This is a genomic window from Streptomyces sp. NPDC050548 (genome assembly GCF_044457385.1).
Taxonomy (GTDB): Bacteria; Actinomycetota; Actinomycetes; order Streptomycetales; family Streptomycetaceae; genus Streptomyces.
This window is the reverse complement of sequence record NZ_JBITGV010000011.1, coordinates 75,793-98,802: the sequence shown is the minus strand read 5'-3', so window position 1 is coordinate 98,802 and position 23,010 is coordinate 75,793. Positions and strand designations below refer to the sequence as shown.

23 protein-coding genes are annotated in these 23,010 nt (G+C 69.9%); 7 read left to right on the top strand and 16 right to left on the bottom strand.

Annotated elements, in window-relative coordinates; genetic code table 11:
- Positions 1-153: 153 nt before the first annotated feature.
- The 3 genes from rocD to ACIBJH_RS28475 all read right to left on the bottom strand — a co-directional run bounded on the left by rocD (position 154) and on the right by ACIBJH_RS28475 (position 2,816).
- Complete coding sequence (gene rocD / locus ACIBJH_RS28485) at positions 154-1,380, bottom strand: ornithine--oxo-acid transaminase (protein WP_399119725.1); 1,227 nt, start codon at positions 1,378-1,380, stop codon at positions 154-156.
- Positions 1,377-2,189: a dimethylargininase gene (ddaH, locus tag ACIBJH_RS28480; RefSeq protein ID WP_399119724.1), complete on the bottom strand. Its 813-nt coding sequence runs from the start codon at positions 2,187-2,189 to the stop codon at positions 1,377-1,379. Before ddaH ends, rocD begins: the two co-directional genes overlap by 4 nt.
- A 123-nt stretch (positions 2,190-2,312) precedes the next feature.
- On the bottom strand, positions 2,313-2,816 hold the full coding sequence (locus tag ACIBJH_RS28475; protein WP_399119723.1) for an Lrp/AsnC family transcriptional regulator: 504 nt from the start codon (positions 2,814-2,816) through the stop codon (positions 2,313-2,315).
- 77 nt (positions 2,817-2,893) lie between these two features.
- Here ACIBJH_RS28475 and ACIBJH_RS28470 point away from each other — a divergent pair, with 77 nt between their 5' ends.
- From ACIBJH_RS28470 to ACIBJH_RS28455, 4 genes are read left to right on the top strand one after another with little or no spacing between them, the layout of a single operon-like run.
- Positions 2,894-3,643, top strand: coding sequence for a LytTR family DNA-binding domain-containing protein (locus ACIBJH_RS28470; protein WP_262059630.1), 750 nt, complete (start codon positions 2,894-2,896; stop codon positions 3,641-3,643).
- Positions 3,644-3,645: 2 nt separating this feature from the next.
- Positions 3,646-4,005 carry a hypothetical protein gene (locus tag ACIBJH_RS28465; protein WP_200713093.1) on the top strand — a complete coding sequence of 120 codons (360 nt, stop codon included), beginning with the start codon at positions 3,646-3,648 and terminating at the stop codon, positions 4,003-4,005.
- Positions 4,006-4,015: 10 nt separating this feature from the next.
- On the top strand, positions 4,016-5,728 hold the full coding sequence (locus tag ACIBJH_RS28460; protein WP_399119722.1) for a cation acetate symporter: 1,713 nt from the start codon (positions 4,016-4,018) through the stop codon (positions 5,726-5,728).
- Positions 5,729-5,756: 28 nt separating this feature from the next.
- Positions 5,757-6,977 (top strand): histidine kinase, encoded by a 1,221-nt coding sequence (locus ACIBJH_RS28455; RefSeq protein WP_399119721.1) that lies wholly within the window; start codon positions 5,757-5,759, stop codon positions 6,975-6,977.
- A 4-nt stretch (positions 6,978-6,981) separates the two neighbouring features.
- Here ACIBJH_RS28455 and ACIBJH_RS28450 read toward each other — a convergent pair whose 3' ends face one another.
- The 7 genes from ACIBJH_RS28450 to ACIBJH_RS28420 form a co-directional block, all read right to left on the bottom strand.
- Positions 6,982-7,140 carry a hypothetical protein gene (locus ACIBJH_RS28450; RefSeq protein WP_019070924.1) on the bottom strand — a complete coding sequence of 53 codons (159 nt, stop codon included), beginning with the start codon at positions 7,138-7,140 and terminating at the stop codon, positions 6,982-6,984.
- A gap of 13 nt (positions 7,141-7,153) precedes the next feature.
- Entirely contained in the window at positions 7,154-9,022 is a 1,869-nt protein-coding gene (locus ACIBJH_RS28445) for a septum formation family protein (protein WP_399119720.1), read from the bottom strand.
- Between the two features lie 25 nt (positions 9,023-9,047).
- Positions 9,048-10,340: a DUF6777 domain-containing protein gene (locus ACIBJH_RS28440; protein ID WP_399119719.1), complete on the bottom strand. Its 1,293-nt coding sequence runs from the start codon at positions 10,338-10,340 to the stop codon at positions 9,048-9,050.
- A gap of 118 nt (positions 10,341-10,458) precedes the next feature.
- Positions 10,459-11,409, bottom strand: coding sequence for a cytochrome c oxidase assembly protein (locus tag ACIBJH_RS28435; RefSeq protein WP_200713098.1), 951 nt, complete (start codon positions 11,407-11,409; stop codon positions 10,459-10,461).
- Between the two features lie 163 nt (positions 11,410-11,572).
- Positions 11,573-12,598 (bottom strand): 6-phosphofructokinase, encoded by a 1,026-nt coding sequence (locus tag ACIBJH_RS28430; RefSeq protein WP_043668541.1) that lies wholly within the window; start codon positions 12,596-12,598, stop codon positions 11,573-11,575.
- A gap of 189 nt (positions 12,599-12,787) precedes the next feature.
- On the bottom strand, positions 12,788-13,516 hold the full coding sequence (locus tag ACIBJH_RS28425) for a type 1 glutamine amidotransferase (protein WP_019070919.1): 729 nt from the start codon (positions 13,514-13,516) through the stop codon (positions 12,788-12,790).
- Between the two features lie 29 nt (positions 13,517-13,545).
- The gene (locus ACIBJH_RS28420; RefSeq protein ID WP_399119718.1) at positions 13,546-14,784 is read right to left on the bottom strand and encodes a MurT ligase domain-containing protein; all 1,239 of its coding nucleotides are present in this window, start codon (positions 14,782-14,784) and stop codon (positions 13,546-13,548) included.
- Between the two features lie 154 nt (positions 14,785-14,938).
- Between ACIBJH_RS28420 and def the strand changes: the two genes are divergently transcribed.
- On the top strand, positions 14,939-15,484 hold the full coding sequence (def, locus tag ACIBJH_RS28415) for a peptide deformylase (protein ID WP_399119717.1): 546 nt from the start codon (positions 14,939-14,941) through the stop codon (positions 15,482-15,484).
- A 65-nt stretch (positions 15,485-15,549) separates the two neighbouring features.
- Here the strand turns inward: def and ACIBJH_RS28410 are convergent, their stop codons facing one another.
- The gene (locus ACIBJH_RS28410; RefSeq protein WP_399119716.1) at positions 15,550-16,194 is read right to left on the bottom strand and encodes a TetR family transcriptional regulator; all 645 of its coding nucleotides are present in this window, start codon (positions 16,192-16,194) and stop codon (positions 15,550-15,552) included.
- Between the two features lie 171 nt (positions 16,195-16,365).
- Here ACIBJH_RS28410 and ACIBJH_RS28405 point away from each other — a divergent pair, with 171 nt between their 5' ends.
- Positions 16,366-17,595 carry an acyl-CoA dehydrogenase family protein gene (locus tag ACIBJH_RS28405; RefSeq protein WP_359610369.1) on the top strand — a complete coding sequence of 410 codons (1,230 nt, stop codon included), beginning with the start codon at positions 16,366-16,368 and terminating at the stop codon, positions 17,593-17,595.
- Between the two features lie 106 nt (positions 17,596-17,701).
- Here the strand turns inward: ACIBJH_RS28405 and ACIBJH_RS28400 are convergent, their stop codons facing one another.
- Genes ACIBJH_RS28400 through ACIBJH_RS28390 form a run of 3 tightly spaced genes read right to left on the bottom strand, consistent with a single transcriptional unit; the run spans position 17,702 to position 20,517 of the window.
- Positions 17,702-18,223, bottom strand: a complete 522-nt coding sequence (locus ACIBJH_RS28400; protein ID WP_399119715.1) for a cupin domain-containing protein — start codon at positions 18,221-18,223, stop codon at positions 17,702-17,704.
- Positions 18,224-18,230: 7 nt separating this feature from the next.
- Positions 18,231-19,445: a cytochrome P450 gene (locus ACIBJH_RS28395; RefSeq protein WP_399119714.1), complete on the bottom strand. Its 1,215-nt coding sequence runs from the start codon at positions 19,443-19,445 to the stop codon at positions 18,231-18,233.
- Between the two features lie 7 nt (positions 19,446-19,452).
- Positions 19,453-20,517, bottom strand: a complete 1,065-nt coding sequence (locus ACIBJH_RS28390) for a type III polyketide synthase (protein WP_329245056.1) — start codon at positions 20,515-20,517, stop codon at positions 19,453-19,455.
- A gap of 182 nt (positions 20,518-20,699) precedes the next feature.
- Here ACIBJH_RS28390 and ACIBJH_RS28385 point away from each other — a divergent pair, with 182 nt between their 5' ends.
- The gene (locus tag ACIBJH_RS28385; protein WP_399119713.1) at positions 20,700-21,284 is read left to right on the top strand and encodes a transcriptional regulator; all 585 of its coding nucleotides are present in this window, start codon (positions 20,700-20,702) and stop codon (positions 21,282-21,284) included.
- A gap of 49 nt (positions 21,285-21,333) precedes the next feature.
- Here the strand turns inward: ACIBJH_RS28385 and ACIBJH_RS28380 are convergent, their stop codons facing one another.
- Both ACIBJH_RS28380 and ACIBJH_RS28375 read right to left on the bottom strand, forming a co-directional pair.
- Positions 21,334-21,570, bottom strand: coding sequence for a DUF6213 family protein (locus ACIBJH_RS28380; protein ID WP_317880821.1), 237 nt, complete (start codon positions 21,568-21,570; stop codon positions 21,334-21,336).
- 25 nt (positions 21,571-21,595) lie between these two features.
- Positions 21,596-22,981: an NADP-dependent succinic semialdehyde dehydrogenase gene (locus ACIBJH_RS28375; RefSeq protein ID WP_399119712.1), complete on the bottom strand. Its 1,386-nt coding sequence runs from the start codon at positions 22,979-22,981 to the stop codon at positions 21,596-21,598.
- Positions 22,982-23,010: the final 29 nt, after the last annotated feature.

Genomic DNA, 23,010 nt, shown 5'->3' with positions numbered 1-23,010 from the left:
GCGTGTCCATGCGATCCCGGCCGAGGCCCGTGACCTTGCCGGGCGGTCGCTCGCGCGCACGGCCCGGGTCGGCACCGTCACCCCCAGAGGCCTCCAGTGGTCGGGACCGGCGGTCGGACCGACGTCCCCGCGCCGGTCCGACCACCCGTCACCTCACGCCCCTTGCGTCAGCACCCTCTCCAACGCGCCCACGGCGGACCGGAGTTCGTCCGCCGTGATGGTCAGCGGCGGGGCCAGCCGGATCGTGGAGCCGTGGGTGTCCTTGGCCAACACGCCCTCGCGCATGAGGCGTTCACTGATCTCACGGCCGGTGCCGATGGCCGGGTCGACGTCGACGCCCGCCCAGAGGCCGCGGGAGCGGAACCCGACGACACCCTTGCCCACCAGCTCGGTCAGACCGTCCCGCAGGACCACGCCCAACTCGGCGGCCCTGCGCTGGAATTCACCGGTCTCCAGCAGTTCGACGACCGCCGTGCCGACCGCCGCGGCGAGCGGGTTCCCGCCGAAGGTCGACCCGTGCTCGCCCGGGTGCAGCACCCCCAGCACCTCGCGCCGCGCGACCACCGCCGACACCGGCACGATGCCGCCGCCGAGTGCTTTGCCGAGCAGGAGCACGTCCGGGACGACACCCTCGTGCTCGACGGCGAGGGTGCGGCCGGTGCGGCCGAGGCCCGACTGGATCTCGTCCGCGATGAACAAGCAGCCCTTGCGGGTGGTGAGTTCACGCACCCCGGCCAGATAGCCGGCGTCCGGGATGATCACGCCGGCCTCGCCCTGGATGGGCTCGATCAGCACCGCCGCCGTCGTCTCGTCGACCGCCGCCTCCAGCGCGGCCAGGTCGTTGTACGGCACGATCCGGAAGCCCGGCGTGAAGGGACCGAAGCCAGCCCGAGCCGTCTCGTCGGTGGAGAAGCTGACGATCGTCGTCGTACGGCCGTGGAAGTTCTCCGCCGCGACGACGATGGTGGCTTGGTCGGCGGGGACGCCCTTCACGTCGTAGGCCCATTTGCGGGCCACCTTGATGCCGCTCTCGACCGCCTCCGCGCCCGTGTTCATCGGGAGCACCATGTCGAGGCCGGTCAACTCCGCGAGCCGTTCGGCGAATTCGGCGAGGCGGTCGTTGTGGAAGGCGCGGGAGGTGAGCGTCAGCTGGTCGAGCTGGCGGTGGGCCGCCTCGATCAACGCGGGGTGGCGGTGACCGAAGTTGAGGGCCGAGTAGCCCGCGAGCATGTCGAGGTAGCGGCGGCCCTCGACGTCCTCCACCCAGGTGCCCTCGGCGCGGGCGACGACCACGGGCAGCGGGTGGTAGTTGTGCGCGAGGACCGGCTCCTCGGCACGGATGAGGTCGGCGGACGTCCGGGCACTGGCGGGTGCGGTCATGAGCGGATCTCCTGGGTGCAGCACTTGATGCCGCCGCCGGCCTTGTGGAACTCCGACAGGTCGACGGGGACGGGGACGTAGCCGTGTGCGGCGAGGCGCGAGGCCAGCGCCTCGGCCTGGGGCGCGATGAAGACGTGCAGGCCGTCGGAGACGGAGTTGAGGCCGAACGTCATCGCGTCCTCGCGGGTCGCGAGCACCGCGTCCGGGAACAGCCGGGCGAGCACCTCGCGGCTGCCCGGGGAGAACGCCTCCGGGTAGTAGCAGATGTTGTCCTCGTCGAGGACGAACAGCGCCGTGTCGAGGTGGTAGAAGTACGGATCCACCAGCGTCAGGCTGATCACCGGGACGCCGAAGAACTCCTGCACCTCGTGATGCGCCTCGCGGGTCGTACGGAACCCGGTGCCGGCCAGCACATAGCGCCCGGTCGGGATCAGATCGCCCTCGCCCTCGCTCACCGACTCGGGGCGGTAGACGTCGTAGCCGGCCGCCTTGAACCACATGTCGTAGTGGTCGGACTCGGGACGCCGCTCGGGCGCGTGGAAGAGCGAGCCGAAGACGCGGCCGTCGACGACGACCGCCGAGTTCGCGGCGAAGACCATGTCCGGGAGGCCGGGCGCCGGGGGCACGGTCTCCACGCTGTGGCCGTGCTCGCGGTAGGTGTCGATCAGCGTCCGCCACTGCTCCTGGGCGAGATCGACGTCCACCTGGGTGTCGGGATGCATCCAGGGGTTGATCGCGTACTGCACGGCGAAGTGTCTGGGTTCACAGACGAGAAAGCGCCGCCGGCGCCGCACACGGGTGTCGGGCACAGAGGGGTCCCTCCGCTTCCTGTGGTGTCGACTGGGGTTGACACCAAGGTAGGAAGAGACCAATACGCGCGACAAGCGATAAAAGCTGCGTGTCCGCGCAGGAATGCTGCGTCTTCGGCAGGGTCAGCGCAGGTCTGATGCGTCGCCCGGCGCGGGGTGGGTGGCACCCGCTTCCGGGCTTTCCGGGAGGAGGTGGGACAGCACCATCACGCTGATCGTCTTCCGGATGAACGGCTCCTGCCGGATCCGCTCCAGCACCTCCTCGAAATGATCCACATCGGTGGCCCGCACGTGCAGCAGCGCGTCCGCGCCACCGGTCACCGTCATCGCCGCGGTGATCTCCGGATGGTTGCGCACCACCTCCGCGAGCCGTCTGGGGGGCGCGGCGCCCTCGCAGTACACCTCCACGTACGCCTCCGTGCGCCACCCGAGCGCGGACGGCCGTACGGTCGCCGTGAACCCGGTGATCACACCCGTCTCCCGCAGCCGGTCCACCCGCCGTTTCACGGCCGTCGCGGACAGCCCGATCGCCGCGCCGATCTCGGCGAAGCTGGTCCTGGCGTTCGCCATCAGCGCGGTGATGATCTTCCGGTCGAGCTCGTCGAACGGCGTGGTCCTGCTGTTCATGTCCGCACTGTATCCAGCGGGGACGTCCACGCCGGGTACATGTCCAGGCGTACGAATTCCTCCTACACTCCACCTTCATGCTGCGCGCCCTCGCCGTCGACGACGAACGCCCCTCACTGGAGGAGTTGCTCTATCTGCTGAACGCCGATCCACGCATCGGCAGCGCGGAGGGCGCGGGCGACGCGACCGAGGCGCTGCGCCGCATCAACCGCGCCCTGGAGTCGGGCCCGGCCGGACCCGAGGCCATCGACGTCGTGTTCCTCGACATCCAGATGCCCGGACTCGACGGACTGGACCTGGCACGGCTGTTGACGGGGTTCGCGCAGCCGCCGCTCGTCGTCTTCGTCACCGCGCACGAGGACTTCGCCGTACAGGCCTTCGATCTCAAGGCAGTCGACTACGTCCTCAAGCCCGTCCGCAAGGAACGGCTCGCCGAAGCCGTGCGCCGCGCCGCCGAACTCGGCGGCGCCGCACCGCGGATACCCGTGCACGAACCCGACCCCGACCACATCGCCGTCGAACTCGGCGGTGTCACCCGCTTCGTGGCCGTCGACGACATCACCCACGTCGAGGCACAGGGCGACTACGCCCGCCTCCACACCGACCGCGGCAGCCACCTCGTCCGCATCCCGGTCTCCACCCTGGAGGACCGCTGGCGCTCTCGCGGCTTCGTCCGCATCCACCGCCGCCACCTCGTCGCCCTGCGCCACATAGGCGAACTCCGCCTGGACGCGGGCACGGTGAGCGTCCTGGTCGGCGGCGAGGAACTCCAGGTCAGCCGCCGCCACACCCGCGAACTGCGCGACCTGCTGATGCGGAGGTCCTGACGGTGCCTCAAGAACCCACCGAGCGAAGGGTCGTCGTCACCGGCCCGCCCCGCCGCACGCGCCGCGCCTCCGGCTACTCCCGCCCGCGCACCGAGATCGACGAACAGACCACCCTCGGCCACACCTACGTCCGCTCCCTCATGCGCACCCAACTCCGCGCCGCCCTCACGGTGTTCGCGATCCTCGTCCTCCTGGTCGGCCCACTGCCCCTGGTGTTCGCGGCCACCCCGGACTCCCGCCGCCTCGAATGGCTGGTCCTCGGCTTCTGCCTCTACGCCCCGCTCGTCCTGCTCGCCCTCTGGTACGTGCGCCGCGCCGAACGCAACGAACGCGACTTCGTGCGCCTCGTCGAGGACCGATGAACGAGGAGCGATGAACTCCAGCTACGCCGTACCGGCGGTCGCCCTCGTCGTCGTGGCGACCGTCCTCGTCGGCGCCTTCGGCCTGCGCATATCCCGCACCACCTCCGACTTCTACGTCGCCTCCCGCACCGTCGGCCCCCGCCTCAACGCCGCCGCCATCAGCGGCGAATACCTCTCCGCCGCCTCCTTCCTCGGCATCGCGGGACTGGTCCTCGTCCAGGGCCCCGACATGCTCTGGTACCCGGTCGGCTACACCGCCGGATACCTGGTCCTGCTGCTGTTCGTCGCCGCCCCGCTGCGCCGTTCCGGCGCCTACACCCTCCCCGACTTCGCCGAGGCCCGGCTCGCCTCGCACGCCGTACGACGCCTCGCGGGGGCCTTCGTCGTCGGGGTCGGCTGGCTGTACCTCCTGCCCCAACTCCAGGGCGCGGGGCTCACGTTGACCGTCCTCACCGGCGCTCCCGACTCGCTCGGCGGGTTGATCGTCGCCGTCGTGGTCGTCGCGACCGTCGCCGCGGGCGGCATGCGCAGCATCACCTTCGTCCAGGCCTTCCAGTACTGGCTGAAGCTCACCGCGCTGCTCGTCCCCGCCCTCTTCCTGGTCCTCGCCTGGCAGAGCGACGGAGCACCCCGGCACGCCTTCGAGGAACCGGCCGCCTTCCGCGAACAGCGCGTCGTCCGCGTCGACGACACCCTCGACCTCAAACTCGACCACCCCCTCACGGTCACGGTGAACGGCACGGTCGACGGTCGCCGCCACCGTGCCGAACGGCTCCAACTCCCCACCGGCACCCACCACATCGGAGCCGGCACCCGCCTCACCTTCGCCAAGGGCGCCACCGTCCCGGTCGCCGACCGCGGCACCAACGGCGGCATGTCGACGTCCTTGGCCGCCAGCCGCGAGGAGCGCCCGCTGTACGCCACGTACGGCCTCATCCTCGCCACCTTCCTCGGCACCATGGGCCTGCCGCACGTCGTCGTCCGCTTCTACACCAGCCCGCACGGAGTCGCCGCCCGCCGCACCACGGTCGCCGTCCTCGGACTGATCGGCGCCTTCTACCTCCTGCCGCCCGTCTACGGCGCCCTCGGCCGCCTCTACACCCCCGAACTCACCATCACCGGCGACGCCGACGCGGCCGTACTCCTGCTGCCCGACCGCATCATCGGCGGGGTCGGCGGAGATCTGCTCGGCGCGCTGGTCGCGGGCGGCGCCTTCGCCGCGTTCCTGTCCACAGCGTCGGGACTCACCATGGCCGTCGCCGGAGTTCTCACTCAGGACGTCCTCCCGTCGCGCGGGGTACGGCACTTCAGGCTCGGCACGGTCCTCGCCATGCTCGTCCCCTTGGTGGCGAGCGTCCTGGTCGGCGGGCTGCCCGTCGCCGACGCGGTGGGCCTCGCGTTCGCCGTATCGGCCTCCTCCTTCTGCCCGTTGCTGGTCCTAGGGATCTGGTGGACGCGGCTCACCCCGCCCGGTGCGGCGGCCGGGATGCTCGTCGGCGGCGGCTCGGCGTTCGTCGCCGTGGCCGCGACCATGGCCGGCTTCCCGGGCACGGGCTCACTGCACGCCCTGCTCGCCTGGCCCGCGCTCTGGTCCGTGCCGCTGGGCTTCCTCACGATGGTGCTGGTGTCCCTGGCCACCCCAGGTCGGGTACCGACGGGCACGGCGGCGATCCTGGCGCGCTTCCATCTGCCGGAGGAGCTGCGGGCGGAGGTGAAGGCGTGAGAGCACGCCACGTCATGGGAGTGGGCGCATGAGCGGATTCCTGGCCGGCCTCTGTGTCGCCGTACTCCCGCTGCTCGCCGCCGGTTTCTGGCTCGGGCGGCGCACCGCGCGCCCCGAGAGCCTCGGCGGGCTCGGCACCCCTGTCGAGCACGCCACCTTCCAGACCCTGCACACCGCCTCCCTCGCCGCACCTCCGCTGCGCGCGGGCCTCACCGGGGAGACGGCCCGTCGCTCGGCCCGCAGACTGCGCACCCTGCTCGGCACCGACGCGCTCTGCCTGACCGACCAGAAGCAGGTACTCGCCTGGGACGGCGTCGGCGACCATCACCGGGCCGAGATCATGGAACGCCTCGCGGGCCCGCTGGAGACCGGTCGCGGCGAGGCGTTCCGGCTCAACTGCGATGCTCCCGACTGCCCGTTGCGCTGGGCGGTGGTCGCTCCGCTCACCGTCGACGACCGCGTCCACGGCGCGCTGGTCGCCTGCGCGCCGCGCGAGTCCGCCGTCCTGGTCCGGGCCGGCGGAGAGGTCGCCCGCTGGGTCTCCGTCCAACTGGAGTTGGCGGATCTGGACCAGTCCCGCACCCGGCTGATCGAGGCCGAGATCAAGGCACTTCGGGCCCAGATCTCCCCGCACTTCATCTTCAACTCCCTCGCGGTGATCGCCTCGTTCGTCCGCACCGACCCCGAGCGCGCCCGCGAACTGCTCCTCGAATTCGCCGACTTCACCCGCTACTCGTTCCGCAGGCACGGCGACTTCACCACCCTCGCGGACGAACTCCACGCCATCGACCACTACTTGGCACTGGTCAGGGCGCGCTTCGGCGAACGCCTCTCGGTCACGCTCCAGATCGCCCCCGAGGTACTCCCGGTCGCGCTCCCGTTCCTGTGTCTGCAACCGCTCGTGGAGAACGCCGTGAAACACGGCCTGGAGGGCAAGGCTGTGAATGCCGCGGGCAAGAGCCGCATCAGCATCACCGCGCAGGACGCCGGCGCCGAGGCACTCGTCGTCATCGAGGACGACGGCGCCGGCATGGACCCCGACCTGCTGCGCCGCATCCTCGCGGGCGAGGTCAGCCCCTCGGGCGGCATCGGCCTGTCCAACGTCGACGACCGGCTCCGCCAGGTCTACGGCGACGACTACGGCCTCGTCATCGAGACCGCCGTAGGAGCGGGCATGAAGATCACCGCCCGGCTGCCGAAGTACCAGCCGGGCGTGCACTCGGCGAGCCGCCGCAGCGAGCAGGGATGAGCCCTCAGGTGCTGCGCGTGGCCACCATCCCCAGAGTGATCAATCCCAGCACGACCCAGCCGAACCACAGCCAGCCGTTGCTGCCGAGCGCCACCGTGTAGGCCGTCACCACCACCAGACCGCCGACGGTGATCACCCCCATGGTCTTCGTGGAACCGGGCATCGCGACACCCTCCTCATGGTTCGTCCCCCTCCATGGTGCCCCCGTTCTGCTTCCGCACGGCGCACACGACGAAATGAGTGCCGGACTTCCACGGTCCCTCACTGGTCCAGGAAGCGGCCTCGTAGACCGAGGGATCGAAGCCGTAGTCGGCCGGCGGCACGTCCCGCGCGCACGCCGCGTCCGAGCGCGTGCGGGCTTGGGCCAGCGTGACGTCCGCGCCCAACCGGGTGAACCCGACCACTACCTGATCGTGCTTGCCGGCGCAGGAGACCAGGCTCGCCGCCCGGTTCGAGGGCACGTCCAGACAGTCCCGCTTCTGCATGGTCGACGTGTCCGCGAACGCCGAACCGAGGGCGCGATGGCTGCCGAGCGGCCCGTAGACCGGCCCGTGCGCACCCAGCACCAGACAGGCGGTGCGGTGTCCGGCCGCGTCGAAACCCGAGTCGGTCGGTACGACGGCGTAGCCCCGCACGTCCGCGAGCTTCTCCCGGATCTCCTGCGTCCGCTGCGCACACCGGTCCGCCCCGACCTTCCGCGCCTCGCCGGCGGACGCGGTGGACACGAACGCCATCACCTGCCCGTCCGGCACCGTGGTCCGGCAACCGGCGTCCACGGCGAGCCGCGGCGTCCCCTGGAAGAGGTGCCCGCCCTGCCAGTCGGCGGTGACACAGTCGCCGTCCTTGAGGGGCGCGGAGAGCCCGACGGCCGTGCCGTACGGCGGGCTGTTCTTGCTCGTGCCCTTGCCGGGCGGCTGATGGGCCATCGCGTACCAGACACCGCCCAGGGCGAGCGCGAGCCCGAGCAGCCCCGCCAGGACGGACTGCAGGATCCGGGGCCGGGGCCGTCGGCGCCGACCGGCGGGGGAGGGCTGGGACGCCGGGACCCCGTATCCGTACGGCGGCGAGGCCTGCGTCGGCACCGCCACAGGTGCCGGCACCGGCCCGGCCTGGCCCTCCCAGGGCGACGGCGAACCGAGATCCGTCTGCGTCCGGGCGTAAGCCTCCGCCTCCGTCTGCGGCGTCACGATCCGCGACAGCGCCGCCTCCGCCTCCGCCGCCGGAATCCGCCGTAGCGGATCCTTCTCCAGCATCGCGTGGAGCACCGGTGCCAGGGCGCCCGCGCGGGCCGGTGGCAGCGGGTCCTCCATGACCACCGCGGTGACCTCGGCGAGCGGCGACTCGCGGGCGAAGGGGCCGTGGCCCTCGACGGCGTGGTACAGCGTGCAGCCCAGCGAGAACAGGTCGGCGGCGGCCGTCGGCGGCCCGCCCGTGGCCCGCTCCGGCGCCAGATAGCCCGCCGTGCCGACGAGCACGGACGTCAGCGTGTACCGCGTCTCCCCGGCGTCCGGCTGCACCGAGATGCCGTAGTCGGCGAGCAGGACCCGGGCGTACGGCGAACCGGTGCGGTCCGGCGCGAGCAGGATGTTCGCCGGTTTCACGTCGCGGTGCATCACGCCCCGTTCGTGCCCGGCGGTCAGCGCGTCGAGCACGGCGAGCCCGACGCGGGCGCACTCCGCCGGGGCGAGCGGGCCCTGCCGGCCGACCAGGTCGCGGAGGTCGACGGCGTCCGCCACGTACTCCATGACGATCCACGGCAGCCCGTCGTGCTCCAGCACGTCGTGGACGGTCACCACATGGGGGTGACCGCGCAGCCCCGCCGCGTGCCGGGCCTCCGCCTGGGCGCGGGCGACCCGGGCCTCGCGCTCGGCGTCGGCGAAGGCCGGGTTGCTGAACACGATCTCCTTGAGCGCGACTTCACAGGCCAGTCGCTGGTCATGTGCGAGCCACACATGTCCCATACCGCCACTGCCCAGCCGGTTCAGCAGCAGATAACGGCCGGCGATGACCCGGCCCACGCCCGATGTCGGCGATCCCTGTGGCATCCGGAGTCCCCCTCCCGGGTCCGCGTCATGTCTCGGTCGTGGTGGGGGTGCTGGTCACGGGGTCTCTGGTGACCGGTTCGGTGGTGACCGGCACGCTGCTCGTCGCGGGCGCCGCGCTGGTGGTGACCGGTGCGCTTGTCGCGGGCGAACTGCTCACCACCGAGGGCGAACCGGTCGTAGGAGAGCTGCTCGGCGGCGAACTGCTCGAAGGCGGCGGCACGCTCCTGGGCGAGGACGGGGGTGGCGACGAGGGCGGTGAGGCGGGCGGCGAGGAGGTCGTGGGCGGTGGTGTCGGGGACGTGGAGGGCGGTGCCGTGGAGGTCGGCGGACCCACCGTCGGTCCGGAGGTCGTCGGAGCCGGGGGAGTGGATGTCGCCCCGGTCGCTCCACCGCTCGTCCCGCCGGACACCGTCAGCATCACGTACTGCCCGAACCGCAGCTCGGTCCCCGCCGGCGGATCGGACGCGGTGACCCGCGCGGCGTCGGACGGCGCCGCACTCCCGCCGTAGCCGACGGCCAGCCCACTGCTCACCAGTTGCCGCCGGGCCTGCCCGAAGGTCACTCCGGCCAGGTTCGGCACCGCGTGCTGCCGCCGGGTGTCGAAGGTGGCGTCGCGCTTGCCCGTCGTACCGACCGGACGCGTGATGCCGACATCGGGATCGTCGACGTCCACGAGGGCGAGCCCTTCCATCTTCTGCGGCGCCGGACGCACGGCCACCACCGAGGACGGCTCATATCCGTGCCACTTCTTGTTGCCGTCCGCGAACTTGACGGAAATCCTCCCCGCGTCGCCCTTGAACGGGCGCAGCGGATTTCCGCACGAGCACTTCGCGGCCGGTTCCCCCTGCTCGTCGACGAGAATCGCGATTCCCGCCTGCAGAAGGGAGTTGTAGGGCGTGGCCTTTCCCTTTTTGTAGTCGTGGTTCTGTACGAGAGTGTCGTGACGCAGGAGTACGGGTGTGAGCCGGTCGAGATAGGCCGGGATCCCGTCCGTGGTGATACCGAGCACGGACGACCACGCCACCGCCTTCCGGTGGTTCGCGGGATCGGTCAGGAACCTCTTGAGCTTCGCCACGTCACAGATGGTCGGCTGCCTGGTGCCCCCGTACAGGCCGGGTGTGTCGCCCTGCTGCAAGGTGCCCCGCACCGGCAGCGAACGGACCTGGGCGTCGTGCCCCAGCCCCTGTTTCTCGTCGAAGAAAGGCGCGAGCGACGGAACTCCGGCGGCGACCGCCTTTACGGCGAACATATGTGCGCCCCCGCCGCAGCCACTCACGACCAGGACACAGACGAGCAGCACGGCGATCCTGCGGATCACCGAAATTCCGGTCCTTTGCACAACCGCGCGAAATGTCATTACCGCACCCCCCGGTCGCGGTTCCCCCATCGCGCTTTATGCTACTGAACGAAATTTCCGTTCAGTGAGCCGCGTGCGTTCAATTGCCTCGTGTGTTCAATGAGGCCAAATAGGCGTTGTACGCCTCAAGTTCCTTGTCGCCGTCCCGGTCGGCGGCCCGGTCCTGCCGCTTGGCCTGCCGCTGCTCCGAGCCGTACCACTGGAACAGCAGGGCGATCAGCACCAGCACGGACGGGATCTCGCTGAACGCCCAGGCGATACCCCCGGCCGCGTTCTGGTCGGAGAGGGCGTCGATGCCGAGCGAGGCGGGCGGGTGCTTGAACGTCTCGACCATCGGCTCCGACGCCATCATCAGCGCGATGCCGAAGAACGCGTGGAACGGCATCCCCGCGAACAGCTCCAGCATCCGCATCAGATAACCGGGCCGGCTCGGCCCCGGGTCCACGCCCATGATCGGCCAGAAGAACACCACACCCACGGCGAGGAAGTGCACCATCATCGCGATGTGCCCGGTCTTCGAGCCCATCAGGAAGTCGAAGATCGGCGTGAAGTACAGGGCGTACAGGCTCGCGATGAACAGCGGGATCGTGAACGCCGGATGCGTGATGATCTTCATGTACCGGCTGTGCAGGAACATCAACAGCAGCTCGCGCGGCCCCTTACGGCCCCTGGCCGCCGGCGGCAGCGCCCGCAGCGCGAGCGTGACCGGGGCGCCGAGCAGCAGCAGGATCGGCGACAGCATGCTGATGATCATGTGCTGCACCATGTGCACGCTGAACATGACCATGCCGTAGTCGTTCAACTTGGTGCACATCACGAGCCCGACGGTCAGCACACCGATGACGTACGAGATCGTCCGCCCCACGGGCCACGAGTCCCCACGCCGCCGCAACCGCACGACCCCCCACCCGTACAGCCCGAGCCCCAGCAGGCAGGCGGTGAGGAAGAACGGGTCGGCCGACCACTCAAGCCCGCGCCCCAACGTGAACGGCGGCAGATCCATGGTCATGCCGTGCCCGCCGTGATCCATCGGACGGCTCCTGATTCGTGGGGTTGTGCGTCGTCTGTCCGCACCAGGGTAGAACCGCCCCCGGTCACTTCTGCGACCGGGGCCAAGTGTCCCTACCTAGGGGCGCGGGGAACTGCGCGCCCAGCCCCGACGCACCCGCACCCGACGCATCACCGAGGCACGCTCAGAGCACGCACTCAGCCTCTTCATACCGATCAGCGGGAACGGTCTTCAACGTCTCCACCGCGTCAGCCAACGGCACCATCAAGATGTCCGTCCCCTGAAGCGCGGTCATCTTCCCGAACTCCCCACGGTGCGCGGCCTCCACCGCATGCCACCCGAACCGAGTCGCAAGCACACGGTCGTACGCGGTAGGCGTACCCCCACGCTGCACATGCCCGAGGATCACCGGCCGCGCCTCCTTGCCGAGCCGTTCCTCCAGCTCGATGGACAGCTGCCGCGCGATCCCCGCGAAGCGCTCATGGCCGTAGACGTCCTTCTTGCCCTCGTCGAACTCCATGGAGCCCGCGCGCGGCTTCGCGCCCTCCGCCGCCACCACGATCGCGAACCGCTTGCCCGCCTCGAAGCGTTCGCCGACGCGCGCGGCCAACTCCTCGATGTCGAAGGGGCGTTCAGGTACGACGATGGCGTGCGCGCCGGCCGCCATGCCGGAGTGCAGCGCGATCCAGCCGGTGTGCCGGCCCATGACCTCGACGACGAGGACGCGCTGGTGGGACTCGGCGGTCGTCTTGAGCCGGTCGAGCGCCTCGGTCGCGACACCGACGGCCGTGTCGAAGCCGAAGGTGACGTCCGTGACGGCGATGTCGTTGTCGATGGTCTTGGGGACGCCGACGATCGGGAGCCCGGCGTCGTACATCAGCTTGGCGGCCTTGAGGGTGCCCTCACCGCCTATCGGGATGATCGCGTCGAGGCCGAGTTCCTCGACATGGCCCCGGGCCCGCTCCACGCCGTCCCGCAGATGGGAGGGCTGGACCCGGGAGGAACCGAGGATGGTGCCGCCGCGAGCAAGGATGCCGCTCACCGCGTCGAGGTCGAGCTTGAGGTAGTCGCACTCCAGGAGGCCCTTCCAGCCGTCCCGGAAGCCGATGACCTCGTCGCCGTGGTCCACGACGGCGCGGTGCACGACGGACCGGATGACGGCGTTCAGGCCGGGGCAGTCGCCGCCGGACGTGAGCACACCAATGCGCATAGCCCGAAAGAACCTTCTCAACGTGGGCGGGACCGGACCACTTTGTCCGGCACGATCCCCGCCACCCTAACGGCAGGAGGGGGCGGGGTCGTAGCGTGCGTCCGCCTGCTGGACGACCCCGCTCACCTGCGCGGACAAGCCGTCAGACGGGCTGGTTTCCGGCATCCGAAGAGGAGGTGTACCGCGGGTTCAGGCAGGCTGCTGAGCTGCGGCGATGCGCTCGTTGCGGAGCGCCTCGTACCAGCGGTCGTCGATGGGCGGCAGCGCGTTGACATCGAGGGCCAGCTTCAGCAGCAGGTCCGCGATCAGCGGGTTGCGGGCGAGCACGGGCCCGTGCATGTACGTGCCGAACACCGTGTCGTTGTACGCGCCCTCGGTGCCGTCGCCCGTGCCGTTGCCCTTGCCGAGCCGCACTTGTGCGAACGGGCGCGCGGAGGGGCCGAGATGGGTGACGCCCTGATGGTTCTCGAAACCGGTCAGCGGAGGCAGGCCCAGGCGCGGGTCGATGTCCCCGAGGACGTCGCCGACGCAGCGCTCGCCCTCGCCGCGCACCGACACCACGTCGAGCAGACCGAGGCCGGGCTCGCGCTGGCCGAGGTCGTTGATGAACTCGTGGCCGAGGATCTGGTAGCCGGCGCAGACCGAGAAGACGATCGCGCCGTTGCCGATCGCCCGGTGCAGGCCGCCGTCCCGGCGCAGCCGCTCGGCCGCGAGCCGCTGCGGGCGGTCCTCGCCGCCGCCGATGAGATAGATGTCGCCCGAGGTCGGGATCGGCTGGTCACTGCGTACGTCCAGGCGGGCCACGTCGAGGCCGCGCTGCCGCGCCCGGCGTTCCACGACAAGGGCGTTGCCCTGGTCGCCGTAGGTGCTCAGCAGGTCGGGGTAGATCCACACCAGACGGAGCTGGTTGTCGCTCATGGTCATTCGTCCTCTGGGGGTTCTGGGTCTCAGTTGCCGACGCGGCGGCGCAGGTCCTGGAACGCGGTGTAGTTCGCGATGACCTCGATGCGGCCGGGCGGGGCCTGCTGCACGGCCTGGTCGAGGTTGTCGCAGACCTGGAAGTGCTGGTTGGCCACTTCCAGTCGGACCGCGAGGTCCAGCTTGCGGTCGCCCACGACGAAGATGGGGTGGCCGGTCAGTCGCGTGTAGTCGACGTCCCAGAGCCACGAGGTGTCGGTGCCGTCGGCGCCGCGCGCGTTCACCGAGAGGATCACCGGGGTCGGCGGCGGATCGATCAGGCTGAACGTTTCGAGCCAGCCCGCCGGGTTCTTCGCCAGCAGCAGCCGCAGGTCGCGCTGCATGAACTGGACGACGTCATAGCGCCCTGCGACGGCCTGCACCCGGTACATGCGCTCCAGGGCGACCTGCGGCGGCACTCCGAAGACCGCGGCGACCGCGGCGGAGGACGCGGCGTTGGCCTTGTTGGCGCGACCTGGCAGCTGAAGGTGAATGGGCCAGGCGGACCCGTGCGGATCGAGCACGTGATCCCCGGACAACGACCAACTCGGCGTCGGCCGCCGGAACCCGCACTCGCCGCAGAACCAGTCGTCACCGGGCCGCTGCATCACGCCACCGCAGGACGGGCAGGACCAGGCGTCGTCCTTCCACATCTGCCCGGCGGCGACCCAGATCACGTTGGGGGAGGAGGACGCGGCCCACACGACCAGCGGGTCGTCCGCGTTGGCGACCACGACGGCCTTCGAACCGGCAAGCCCCTCACGCCAGTTCTCCGCGAGCATGCGGGTCTCGGCCGCGCGGTCCAGCTGGTCGCGGGAGAGGTTGAGCAGGGCGATGCACTTGGGGTCGGTGTCCCGGGCGACGCCGGCGAGGTACTTCTCGTCGACCTCGATGACACCGAACTTCGCGTCCGAGCCACCGGCCAGCGCCGAGGTGATACCGGCGGGCATGTTGGCACCGAGCGCGTTCGAGACGACGGGACCGGCGGCCCCCAGCGCTTCGGCGATGAGCCGCGTGGTCGTGGTCTTGCCGTTGGTGGCCGAGACCAGGGTCACATCCAGACTCTGCGCGAGCCGGGCGAGGAGGTCGGGGTCGAGTTTGAGTGCCACTCGGCCGCCGATCACCGATCCGCTGCCCCGCCCCGCGGCACGCGATGCCGCCGCGACCGCCTTGCCCGCCGTCACGGCGAGCTTGGCCCGCGGCGTGAGCGGGTCCGAGTTGCCTGCCATCAGTTCTCGATCCTCCTTGCGTACGCGCCGCGCCTCTGCCTCCGGCAACGTGGTGTGGACCTCAGCCTATCGAGATCCTTATCAGTGCCCGAACCGCGGCACCGCGAACGCCTCGCGGCGGGCGTGCGCCGTAGAGAACCGTACCCTTGCGCCCATGCGATACGGCTCCATCCCGGGCGCCCACGGGCGAGTCCGTCCCCTCACCGTGCTCGGCGACCCCCTCCTGCATGCCCCGTGCGAGGAGGTGACGAACTTCGGCCCCGAACTCGCCCGCCTCGTAGAGGACTTGTTCGCGACGATGTACGCGGCCCAGGGCGTGGGCCTCGCCGCGAACCAAGTCGGCGAATCCTTGCGGGTGTTCGTCTATGACTGCCCCGACGACGAGGAGACCCGCCACCTGGGTCATGTGGTGAACCCACGCCTGGTCGAGGCGGACGGGCTGGTGCTGCGTGGCCCTGAAGGCTGCCTGTCCCTGCCGGGTCTGGAAGCGGGAACGGAACGCTACGACCACGCGGTCGTGGAGGGTTTCACGGTGACCGGTGAACCGATCACTGTGGAGGGCACGGGTTGGTTCGCGAGGTGCTTGCAGCACGAGTGCGACCACGTGGAGGGCAAGGTGTACGCGGACCGCGTGACGGGCTGGCGCCGAAGCCGCTTGCTGCGACAAGCGGCCCGAGCTTCATGGTCGCGGCAGGCTTAGGTTTCTTTAGGGGCGCGGGGAACTGCGCGACCAGCCCCCACCGGCCGTCAGCCGAATAACGACCCCTAAAACCCAGGCCCACCCACCTTGTCCCCGGCGGCAGCCAACCGCCCCCACAACAGATCAGCCAAACTCCGCACCAACTCCGCCCGAGAACAAGGCCGTTCCCCCAACCACCAGTCCCCGGCCGCGTGCATCATCCCGACAATCCCATGCCCCCACACGCGCGCCAACTGCTGACTGTTCGGCCCGAGATCCACCCGCTCCTCGATGACCTGAGCGAGTTCCTCCCCCATCCGCCGAAGCAGCGGGACCGAGTGATTCCCCGTGTCGAACCCGTGGTCCGCGGTCTGCCCACCCTCGACGGGATGCATCAGGAACCGGTACACCTGAGGCAGCGCCTCGATCGCGGCGAGGTAGGTGTCGAGCGTGGCCTCAACCCGCTCCCGACGCTCGGCGGGAGCGTCCAGCGCGGCCCGCAGCGAGGACAGCAACGCGTCCGTGTGCCGTTTGGCGAGCGCCGCGTACAGTCCGCCCTTGTCACCGAAGTGCCGGTACAGGATGGGCTTGGTGATGCCGGCCTCGGCCGCGATCGCGTTCATCGAGGCCTGCGGGCCGTCACGCAGCACCACCCTGTCCGCGGCCTCCAACAGCTCGCGCCGTCGGCGGTCGGCGGACCGTTGCTGATCGGTCCGCTGCGTGGTGTCCATGGTCTCTCCCCACCCGTGCTGAATCGGTAACGCCTGCGCAAACTAACACTCAACGTGCCACACACCTCGAACGGGCTGCCGAGAGGTCATCGGGAGTTGACTTTTCCTACCCGTCGGTAACAGACTCTGTCGTTACCGCAAGTAACATGCTAATGCGCTGCTGGAGGAGTCATGGCCGAGTTCACCATGGAACTCAACGACGAACAGAAGGAGGTGCGGGACTGGCTGCACGGCTTCGCCGCCGATGTCATCCGCCCCGCCGCCGCCGAATGGGACGAGCGTGAGGAGACTCCCTGGCCGGTCATCCAGGAGGCCGCGAAGGTCGGCATCTACTCCCTGGACTTCTACGCCCAGCAGTACTTCGACCCCACCGGCCTCGGCATCCCGATGGCGATGGAGGAGCTGTTCTGGGGCGACGCGGGCATAGCCCTCTCCATAGTCGGCACCGGTCTGGCCGCGGTCGGCGTCCTCGCCAACGGCACCGAGGAGCAGATCGGCACCTGGATCCCCCAGATGTACGGCGACGCCAACGACGTCAAGGTCGCCGCCTTCTGCTCCTCCGAGCCCGACGCCGGTTCCGACGTCGCCTCCATGCGCACGCGCGCCGTCTACGACGAGGCCAAGGACGAGTGGATCCTCAACGGGACCAAGACCTGGGCGACCAACGGTGGTATCGCCAACGTCCACGTCGTCGTCGCGGTCGTCGACGCGGACCTCGGCTCCAAGGGCCACGCCTCCTTCATCGTCCCGGCCGGCACGCCTGGTCTGTCCCAGGGACAGAAGTTCAAGAAGCACGGCATCCGCGCCTCGCACACCGCCGAGGTCGTCCTGGAGAACGCGCGCGTCCCCGGTTCCTGCCTGCTCGGCGGCAAGGAGAAGCTGGACGAGCGCCTCGCCCGCGCCCGTGAGCGCGCGAAGGCCGGCGGCGGCGAGCGCGTGAAGAACGCGGCGATGGCCACGTTCGAGGCGAGCCGCCCCGCGGTGGGCGCCATGGCGGTCGGTACCGCGCGAGCCGCGTACGAGGTCGCCCTCGACTACGCGAAGACCCGCGAGCAGTTCGGCCGCCCGATCATCGACAACCAGGGCGTCGCCTTCCAGATCGCCGACATGCGTACGTCCATCGACGCGGCGCGGCTGCTGGTGTGGCGGGCGTCCTGGATGGCGGTCAACGGCAAGCAGTTCACGGCGGCCGAGGGGTCGATGTCGAAGCTGTTCGCCAGCGAGACGGCGAAGAAGGTGACGGCGCAGGCGATCCAGATACTCGGCGGGAACGGGTACACGCGTGAGTATCCGGTCGAGCGGATGCACCGGGATGCGGCGATCTACACGATCTTCGAGGGCACGAGCGAGATTCAGCGGCTGGTGATCGCGCGGACGTTGTCCGGGATGCCGATTCGTTGAGCAGTTCCCCGCGCCCCTAAAAGACCGTCAACTGCACGTGCTTTTAAGGGGCGCGGGGAACTGCGCGCTCAGCCCCCACCGGCCCGCAGCCAACGAACTACGCGATCTACCGGTGCTTGAGCGGCGTCAACTGCTCGATGTCATAACGCGCCCGCAGTTCCTCGATAGCCGCATGATCCGGCGGCCCCCCACCCCCGAGAATCTCCAACAGCTCCTCGAAATACCGTTCGTGATCGGGCGGCGGAGACGCCTGGAAGAACATCTTCGCGGGCGTCTCCGTGGGGTTCGCGAACGCGTGCGGGCAACCGGGCGGTACGACGATCACCGTGCCCGGTGTCGCCCGTACCGCCCGGTTGCCCGAACTCGACTCCCAGCGCTGCCAGTTGTCCGGTGTCCGGATCCGCGGCTCGAAGGCGAGCACGTCCAGCTCGCCTTCGAGGACGTAGAACAACTCCTCGCTGCGCGTGTGCACATGGGCCCCGACGTCGAACCCCGGCGGTACGACCACCTCGAAGGTGGACGCCGTCCGCGAGTGCGAGCCGGTCACCTTGAACGTCACGTGCTGCGCGGGTGTCTGTACGATCCGGCCGTGCCCTGGCGGCACGAGCAGCCCCTCCGTCGCCGTCATCGGCACCTCACCACGTCACGGGCAGTGCCTCGGGACCACGGATCAACGCGCCCTTCTTGAACGGCACTTGATCGGCCGGCACCGCGAGCCGCAGCCCCGGCAACCGGTCGAGCAGCGCGTCCACCAGCAGCTCGGACTCCATCCGCGCCAGCATGTTGCCGGGACAGAAGTGCGGGCCGAAACCGAAGGAGACGTGCGGGTTCGGACTGCGCGAGAAGTCGATCTTCTCGGGGTCGGGGAAGACGTCCGGGTCGCGGTTGGCGGCCAGGTACGACACGTACACCGGGTCGCCCGCCCGCATCCGTACCCCGCGGATCTCCACGTCCTCCATGGTGATCCGGGACAGCCCGACCGCGTTGCGGTGCGGGATGTACCGCAGCAGCTCGTCGATGGCCTGGGGCCTCAACTCGGGCTCGGCGCGCAGCCGTTCGACGAGATCGGGGCGGGTCAGCAGCAGGTAGAACATCTGCCCGCTGTTGTTGGTGACCGCCTCGCCGCCGATCTGCAGCAGCACCGCGAGCCCGACCGCCTCCTCCAGGGTCATCTCCTCCCGGCTCACCGCGGCACCGAGCAGCGAGGCGACGTCCTCGCCGTCGCTGCCCTCCCGCAGACCGATGAGATCGCCGAAGTAGGCGCCCATCTCCTCCTTGGCCTTCTCGCTGACCTCGGCGCCGTGCGAGGAGGACAGGATGAGCTGGGTCCAGGTGTGCATACCGTGCCGGTCGGCCGCCGGCACCCCCATCAGCTCGCAGATCACCGCGATCGGGAAGGGGCTCAGCACGGTCTCGGTGAGATCGGTGGGCGGCCCGTCCTGGAGCAGCTCGTCGACCAACTCGTCGAGCAGCAGCCGGGACTGCTCCCGCACCCGCTCCACCCCGCGCGCCGTGAACGCCGGGGCGACCGAGCGCCGTAGCCGGGTGTGGTCCGGCGGATCGAGGAAGCCGACCGCGCCGCGGGCCGGGATGAAGTGCGGGGCGAGCCGGGTCACCGGCTGGTCCATCACCGCCTCGCGGCTGAACCGGGGGTCGTTGGTGACCATCCGCACGTCGTCGTGCCGGGTGACCAGCCACGCCCAGCCCTCGCCGTTGGGCAGTTTGATCCGGTTGACCGGACCCTCCCGCATCAGCTTGGCGAGGACGGGGTCGAAGTCCACCCCGGTCAGGTCCAGGGCCGGCCAGGGCCTGACCGGGGGCAGTGTCTCGGTGATCGTCTCTTCAGTCATGCCGTACTCAAGCCGTCTCTCGGTCGTCGTTGTGCCAGCGGCCCAGGGCCATCTCGGCGGTGATGCCGGGTCCGAACCCGGCGAGCAGTCCACGTGCCCGGTGTTCGGCGCCGCCCTCGTCGAAGAGCCGGCGCAGCGCGTCCAGGACGACGGCGCTGGCGATGTTGCCGTACTCGGTGAGGGTGGCCCGGCTGAACCGGAACGCGTGCGGGTCGACCTGCAGGAACTTGCTCAGGTCGTCGAGTATTCGGGGCCCGCCCGCGTGGACTATGTAGAAGTCCAGGTCGGCCGCGTCCCAGCCGTGCAGTCCCGCGAGGTCCTGGAGCGCCGGGGCGAGGGGCTCCATGGTGGCCGGCACCCGCTTGTCCAGCAGGAAGTGGAACCCGGTGGCCCGGACGTCGTACATGATCCACTCTTCGGTCTTGGGGATCAGGTACGACCCGTTGCGCTCCAGCTGGATGCCCGTGCCGCCCCGCCCGCGCACCACGGCCGCGGCGATGCCGTCGCCGAACAGCCCGTTGGACAGGAGCGAGCCGATGCCGAGGTCGGTCGGCTGGTAGCACAGCGAGCAGAACTCGCAGGCCACGATGAGCGCGTTGGCGTCCGGGTACGCCGTGCAGAAGTCGTGCGCCCGGTTGATCGCCGCGCCGCCGGCCGCGCAGCCCAGCTGGGCGATGGGGATCTGGCGGGTGGTGGACTCGAAGGCCATCTCGTTGATCAGCCAGGCCGTGAGCGAGGGCATCATGAAGCCCGTGCACGAGACGTAGATGATCACGTCGATGTCGGTGGTGAGCAGCTCGGCCTCGTCGAGCGCGCGCTGCACGACCGCCGGGACCCGGGCCTTCGCCTCGGCCGTGTAGATCTTGTTGCGGTCCTCGAACCCGGGGTGCTTCAGGGTCTCCTCGATGGGCTGCACGATGTGCCGGGTGCGCACACCGGTGTTCTCGATCAGCCGGAGGGCCAGCGGCAGGTTGGGGTGGTCCGCGTGACGGGAGCGCGCCAGCTCCAGCGTCTCCTCCATCGTGATCACGTGCTCGGGAACCGACACCGAGGGCTTGCACAAAGTCGCCATGAACCGTCCCTGCTTTCGCCTTCCGGAAGGCCTTCGCCCGCCGGTCAGAAGGTGGTTCACCTCAGAGGGTGGTGCACCCACGATCACCCTTGAGGGCGACGATCTCTCGGTGGACTACTCCAATTCAGGGACCCTGTGTAAAGGTCGGATCAGTATCCGGACCCCGCCTGAAGAAGGACGCGATGACCACGAACCCTCTGGTAGCCCGGATCGAGACCGGCACGGCCCCCATCGAAACCCTCGCAACCCTCGCCCTGGAACAGCACCGCGTGATCCCGGCCGACCGCCGCGCCTTCCTGCATCTGGCGCAACGCGAAACGGCCACTCCGGAAGCAGCCGACTTCTTCGCGTTCCTGGCGGAGGGCGAGGCGATGGCGGGGGAGCGGCTCATCGCCTTCGCGGAGGCGTGCGGGGTGGACGAGGCACGGTTGAGCACGTACGAGCCGCTGCCGGGCTGCCAGGCCTATCCGGCCTACGTCGCGTGGTTGGCCCTGAACGCCGATCCGACGGACGTGGTGGCGGCCCTGACGTCCAACTTCGCGGAATGGGGCGGCTATTGCGCGACGATCGCGGGCGCGCTGCGGTCCCAGTACTGCTTCACCGACGAGGCTTGCGGCTTCTTCGATCTCTTCGCGGAGCCGTCGCCGGAATTGGATGAGAAGGCGTTGAGGGCGAGCGGGGCGAACAAGGGGTTGGTGAACACGTACAGCACTCTGCTCAAGGCCTACGAGGCGAGCTTCTGGTCCACGCTCAGCGATCTCACCTAGGGGCGCGGGGAACTGCGCGCCCAGCCCCCACACACCCGCACCCGCCCGACTACGACGACCCCCCACTGCTGTGCGCAATACACGCAACGTCAATACGATCCGCCAGCTTCGCAAGCTCGATCGTCAACGCAGCCACCGTGTCCTCATCAAGCCCCTCTTCCCCGGCCTCGACAAGATGCAGCCACCGCCCACCCACGGTACGCAAAAGCTTGCTCACATCGGCGGCAGCCACCTGCAAGGTCCCGCGGTCGTCGACGATCAGAGGCAGAGTCACTTCGCGGTTCACACAGGGGATCGTAGCCGCGGAACGCTCACGCTCCGTGCCATACCGTGGTGATGTTGCAGAACTCCCGGATTCCGTGCCCCGACAACTCCCGCCCGTACCCGGACCGCTTCACCCCGCCGAACGGGAACGCCGGATGGGACGCGGTCATGCCGTTGAAGAACACCCCGCCGGCCTCCAGATCCCGTACGAACCGGTCGACCTCGGCCTCGTCCCGCGTCCACACGTTGGAACTCAGCCCGAACGGCGTGTCGTTGGCGACGAGGACCGCCTCGTCGAGGTCGGCCACCCGGTACAGCGTGGCGACGGGCCCGAACGTCTCCTCGCGGTGGATGCGCATCTTGCGGGTGATGTCGCCGAGGACGGTCGGCGGGTAGTACCAGCCGGGCCCGTCCGGCCGCTCCCCGCCGCACAGCACGGTCGCGCCGCTCCGCACGGCGTCGGAGACGAGTTCTTCCAGGTCATCCCGCCCCTGTTCGCTTGCGAGCGGTCCCACCTCGGTCTCCTCCGCCAGTGGATCACCGACAGTGAGCGCCTTCGTGCCGGCCACGAACCGTTCGGCGAACGCGTCGAAGACATCCGTGTGCACGATGAACCGCTTGGCGGCGATGCACGACTGCCCGTTGTTCTGCACCCGCGCAGTCACCGCGATCCGCGCGGCCCGGTCGATGTCGGCGGACGGCATGACGACGTACGGGTCGCTGCCGCCCAGCTCCAGCACCGTCTTCTTGACCATGTCCCCGGCGACGGAGGCGACCGCCCGCCCGGCGGGTTCGCTGCCGGTGAGGGTGGCCGCCCTGACCCGCTCGTCGCGCAGGATCTCCGCGACCGCGCCGGAGCCGATCAGGAGGGTCTGGAAGGCGCCCTCGGGGAAGCCCGCGCGGTGGAACAGGTCCTCCAGGTAGAGCGCGGTCTGCGGGACGTTCGAGGCGTGCTTGAGCAGGCCGACGTTGCCCGCCATCAGCGCGGGCGCGGCGAAGCGGATCACCTGCCACAGCGGGAAGTTCCACGGCATCACCGCGAGCACCGGGCCGAGCGGCCGGTAGCGGACCAGCGCCCGGGAGGCGCCGGAGTCCTTCACGTCGGAGGCGGCGGGCTCCTCGTCGGCGAGCAACTCCTGTGCGTGGTCGGCGTACCAGCGCATCGACTTCGCGCACTTGGCGGCCTCCGCGCGGGCCTGCTTGACCGGCTTGCCCATCTCGGTGGTCATGATCCGGCCGATGTCCCGCTGGTCCTCGTCGAGCAGGTCGGCGGCCCGGTGCATGAGCCGGGCGCGCTCGGCGAAGGCGGACATGCGGTAGGTGCGGAACGTGGCCTCCGCGAGCCGGAGCCTGCGCTCGATCTCCTCGTCACCCATGGCCTCGTACGTCTTGAGCGTCTCTCCGTTGGCCGGGTTGACCGTCGCGATGGGCATGGCTGACCTCCTGGAGCGGACTGTGCTTC

Bases quoted from the DNA above. Each gene is read 5' to 3' on its own strand.
- ACIBJH_RS28395 (WP_399119714.1), bottom strand. From the start codon at position 19,445: ATGACTGAAGAGACGATCACCGAGACACTGCCCCCGGTCAGGCCCTGG.
- ACIBJH_RS28385 (WP_399119713.1), top strand. From the start codon at position 20,700: ATGACCACGAACCCTCTGGTAGCCCGGATCGAGACCGGCACGGCCCCC.
- def (WP_399119717.1), top strand. From the start codon at position 14,939: ATGCGATACGGCTCCATCCCGGGCGCCCACGGGCGAGTCCGTCCCCTC.
- ACIBJH_RS28405 (WP_359610369.1), top strand. From the start codon at position 16,366: ATGGCCGAGTTCACCATGGAACTCAACGACGAACAGAAGGAGGTGCGG.
- ACIBJH_RS28455 (WP_399119721.1), top strand. From the start codon at position 5,757: ATGAGCGGATTCCTGGCCGGCCTCTGTGTCGCCGTACTCCCGCTGCTC.
- rocD (WP_399119725.1), bottom strand. From the start codon at position 1,380: ATGACCGCACCCGCCAGTGCCCGGACGTCCGCCGACCTCATCCGTGCC.
- ACIBJH_RS28400 (WP_399119715.1), bottom strand. From the start codon at position 18,223: ATGACGGCGACGGAGGGGCTGCTCGTGCCGCCAGGGCACGGCCGGATC.
- ACIBJH_RS28420 (WP_399119718.1), bottom strand. From the start codon at position 14,784: ATGGCAGGCAACTCGGACCCGCTCACGCCGCGGGCCAAGCTCGCCGTG.
- ACIBJH_RS28450 (WP_019070924.1), bottom strand. From the start codon at position 7,140: ATGCCCGGTTCCACGAAGACCATGGGGGTGATCACCGTCGGCGGTCTG.
- ACIBJH_RS28410 (WP_399119716.1), bottom strand. From the start codon at position 16,194: ATGGACACCACGCAGCGGACCGATCAGCAACGGTCCGCCGACCGCCGA.
- ACIBJH_RS28430 (WP_043668541.1), bottom strand. From the start codon at position 12,598: ATGCGCATTGGTGTGCTCACGTCCGGCGGCGACTGCCCCGGCCTGAAC.
- ACIBJH_RS28375 (WP_399119712.1), bottom strand. From the start codon at position 22,981: ATGCCCATCGCGACGGTCAACCCGGCCAACGGAGAGACGCTCAAGACG.
- ACIBJH_RS28445 (WP_399119720.1), bottom strand. From the start codon at position 9,022: ATGCCACAGGGATCGCCGACATCGGGCGTGGGCCGGGTCATCGCCGGC.
- ACIBJH_RS28435 (WP_200713098.1), bottom strand. From the start codon at position 11,409: ATGGATCACGGCGGGCACGGCATGACCATGGATCTGCCGCCGTTCACG.
- ACIBJH_RS28390 (WP_329245056.1), bottom strand. From the start codon at position 20,517: ATGGCGACTTTGTGCAAGCCCTCGGTGTCGGTTCCCGAGCACGTGATC.
- ACIBJH_RS28460 (WP_399119722.1), top strand. From the start codon at position 4,016: ATGAACTCCAGCTACGCCGTACCGGCGGTCGCCCTCGTCGTCGTGGCG.
- ACIBJH_RS28425 (WP_019070919.1), bottom strand. From the start codon at position 13,516: ATGAGCGACAACCAGCTCCGTCTGGTGTGGATCTACCCCGACCTGCTG.
- ACIBJH_RS28470 (WP_262059630.1), top strand. From the start codon at position 2,894: ATGCTGCGCGCCCTCGCCGTCGACGACGAACGCCCCTCACTGGAGGAG.
- ACIBJH_RS28475 (WP_399119723.1), bottom strand. From the start codon at position 2,816: ATGAACAGCAGGACCACGCCGTTCGACGAGCTCGACCGGAAGATCATC.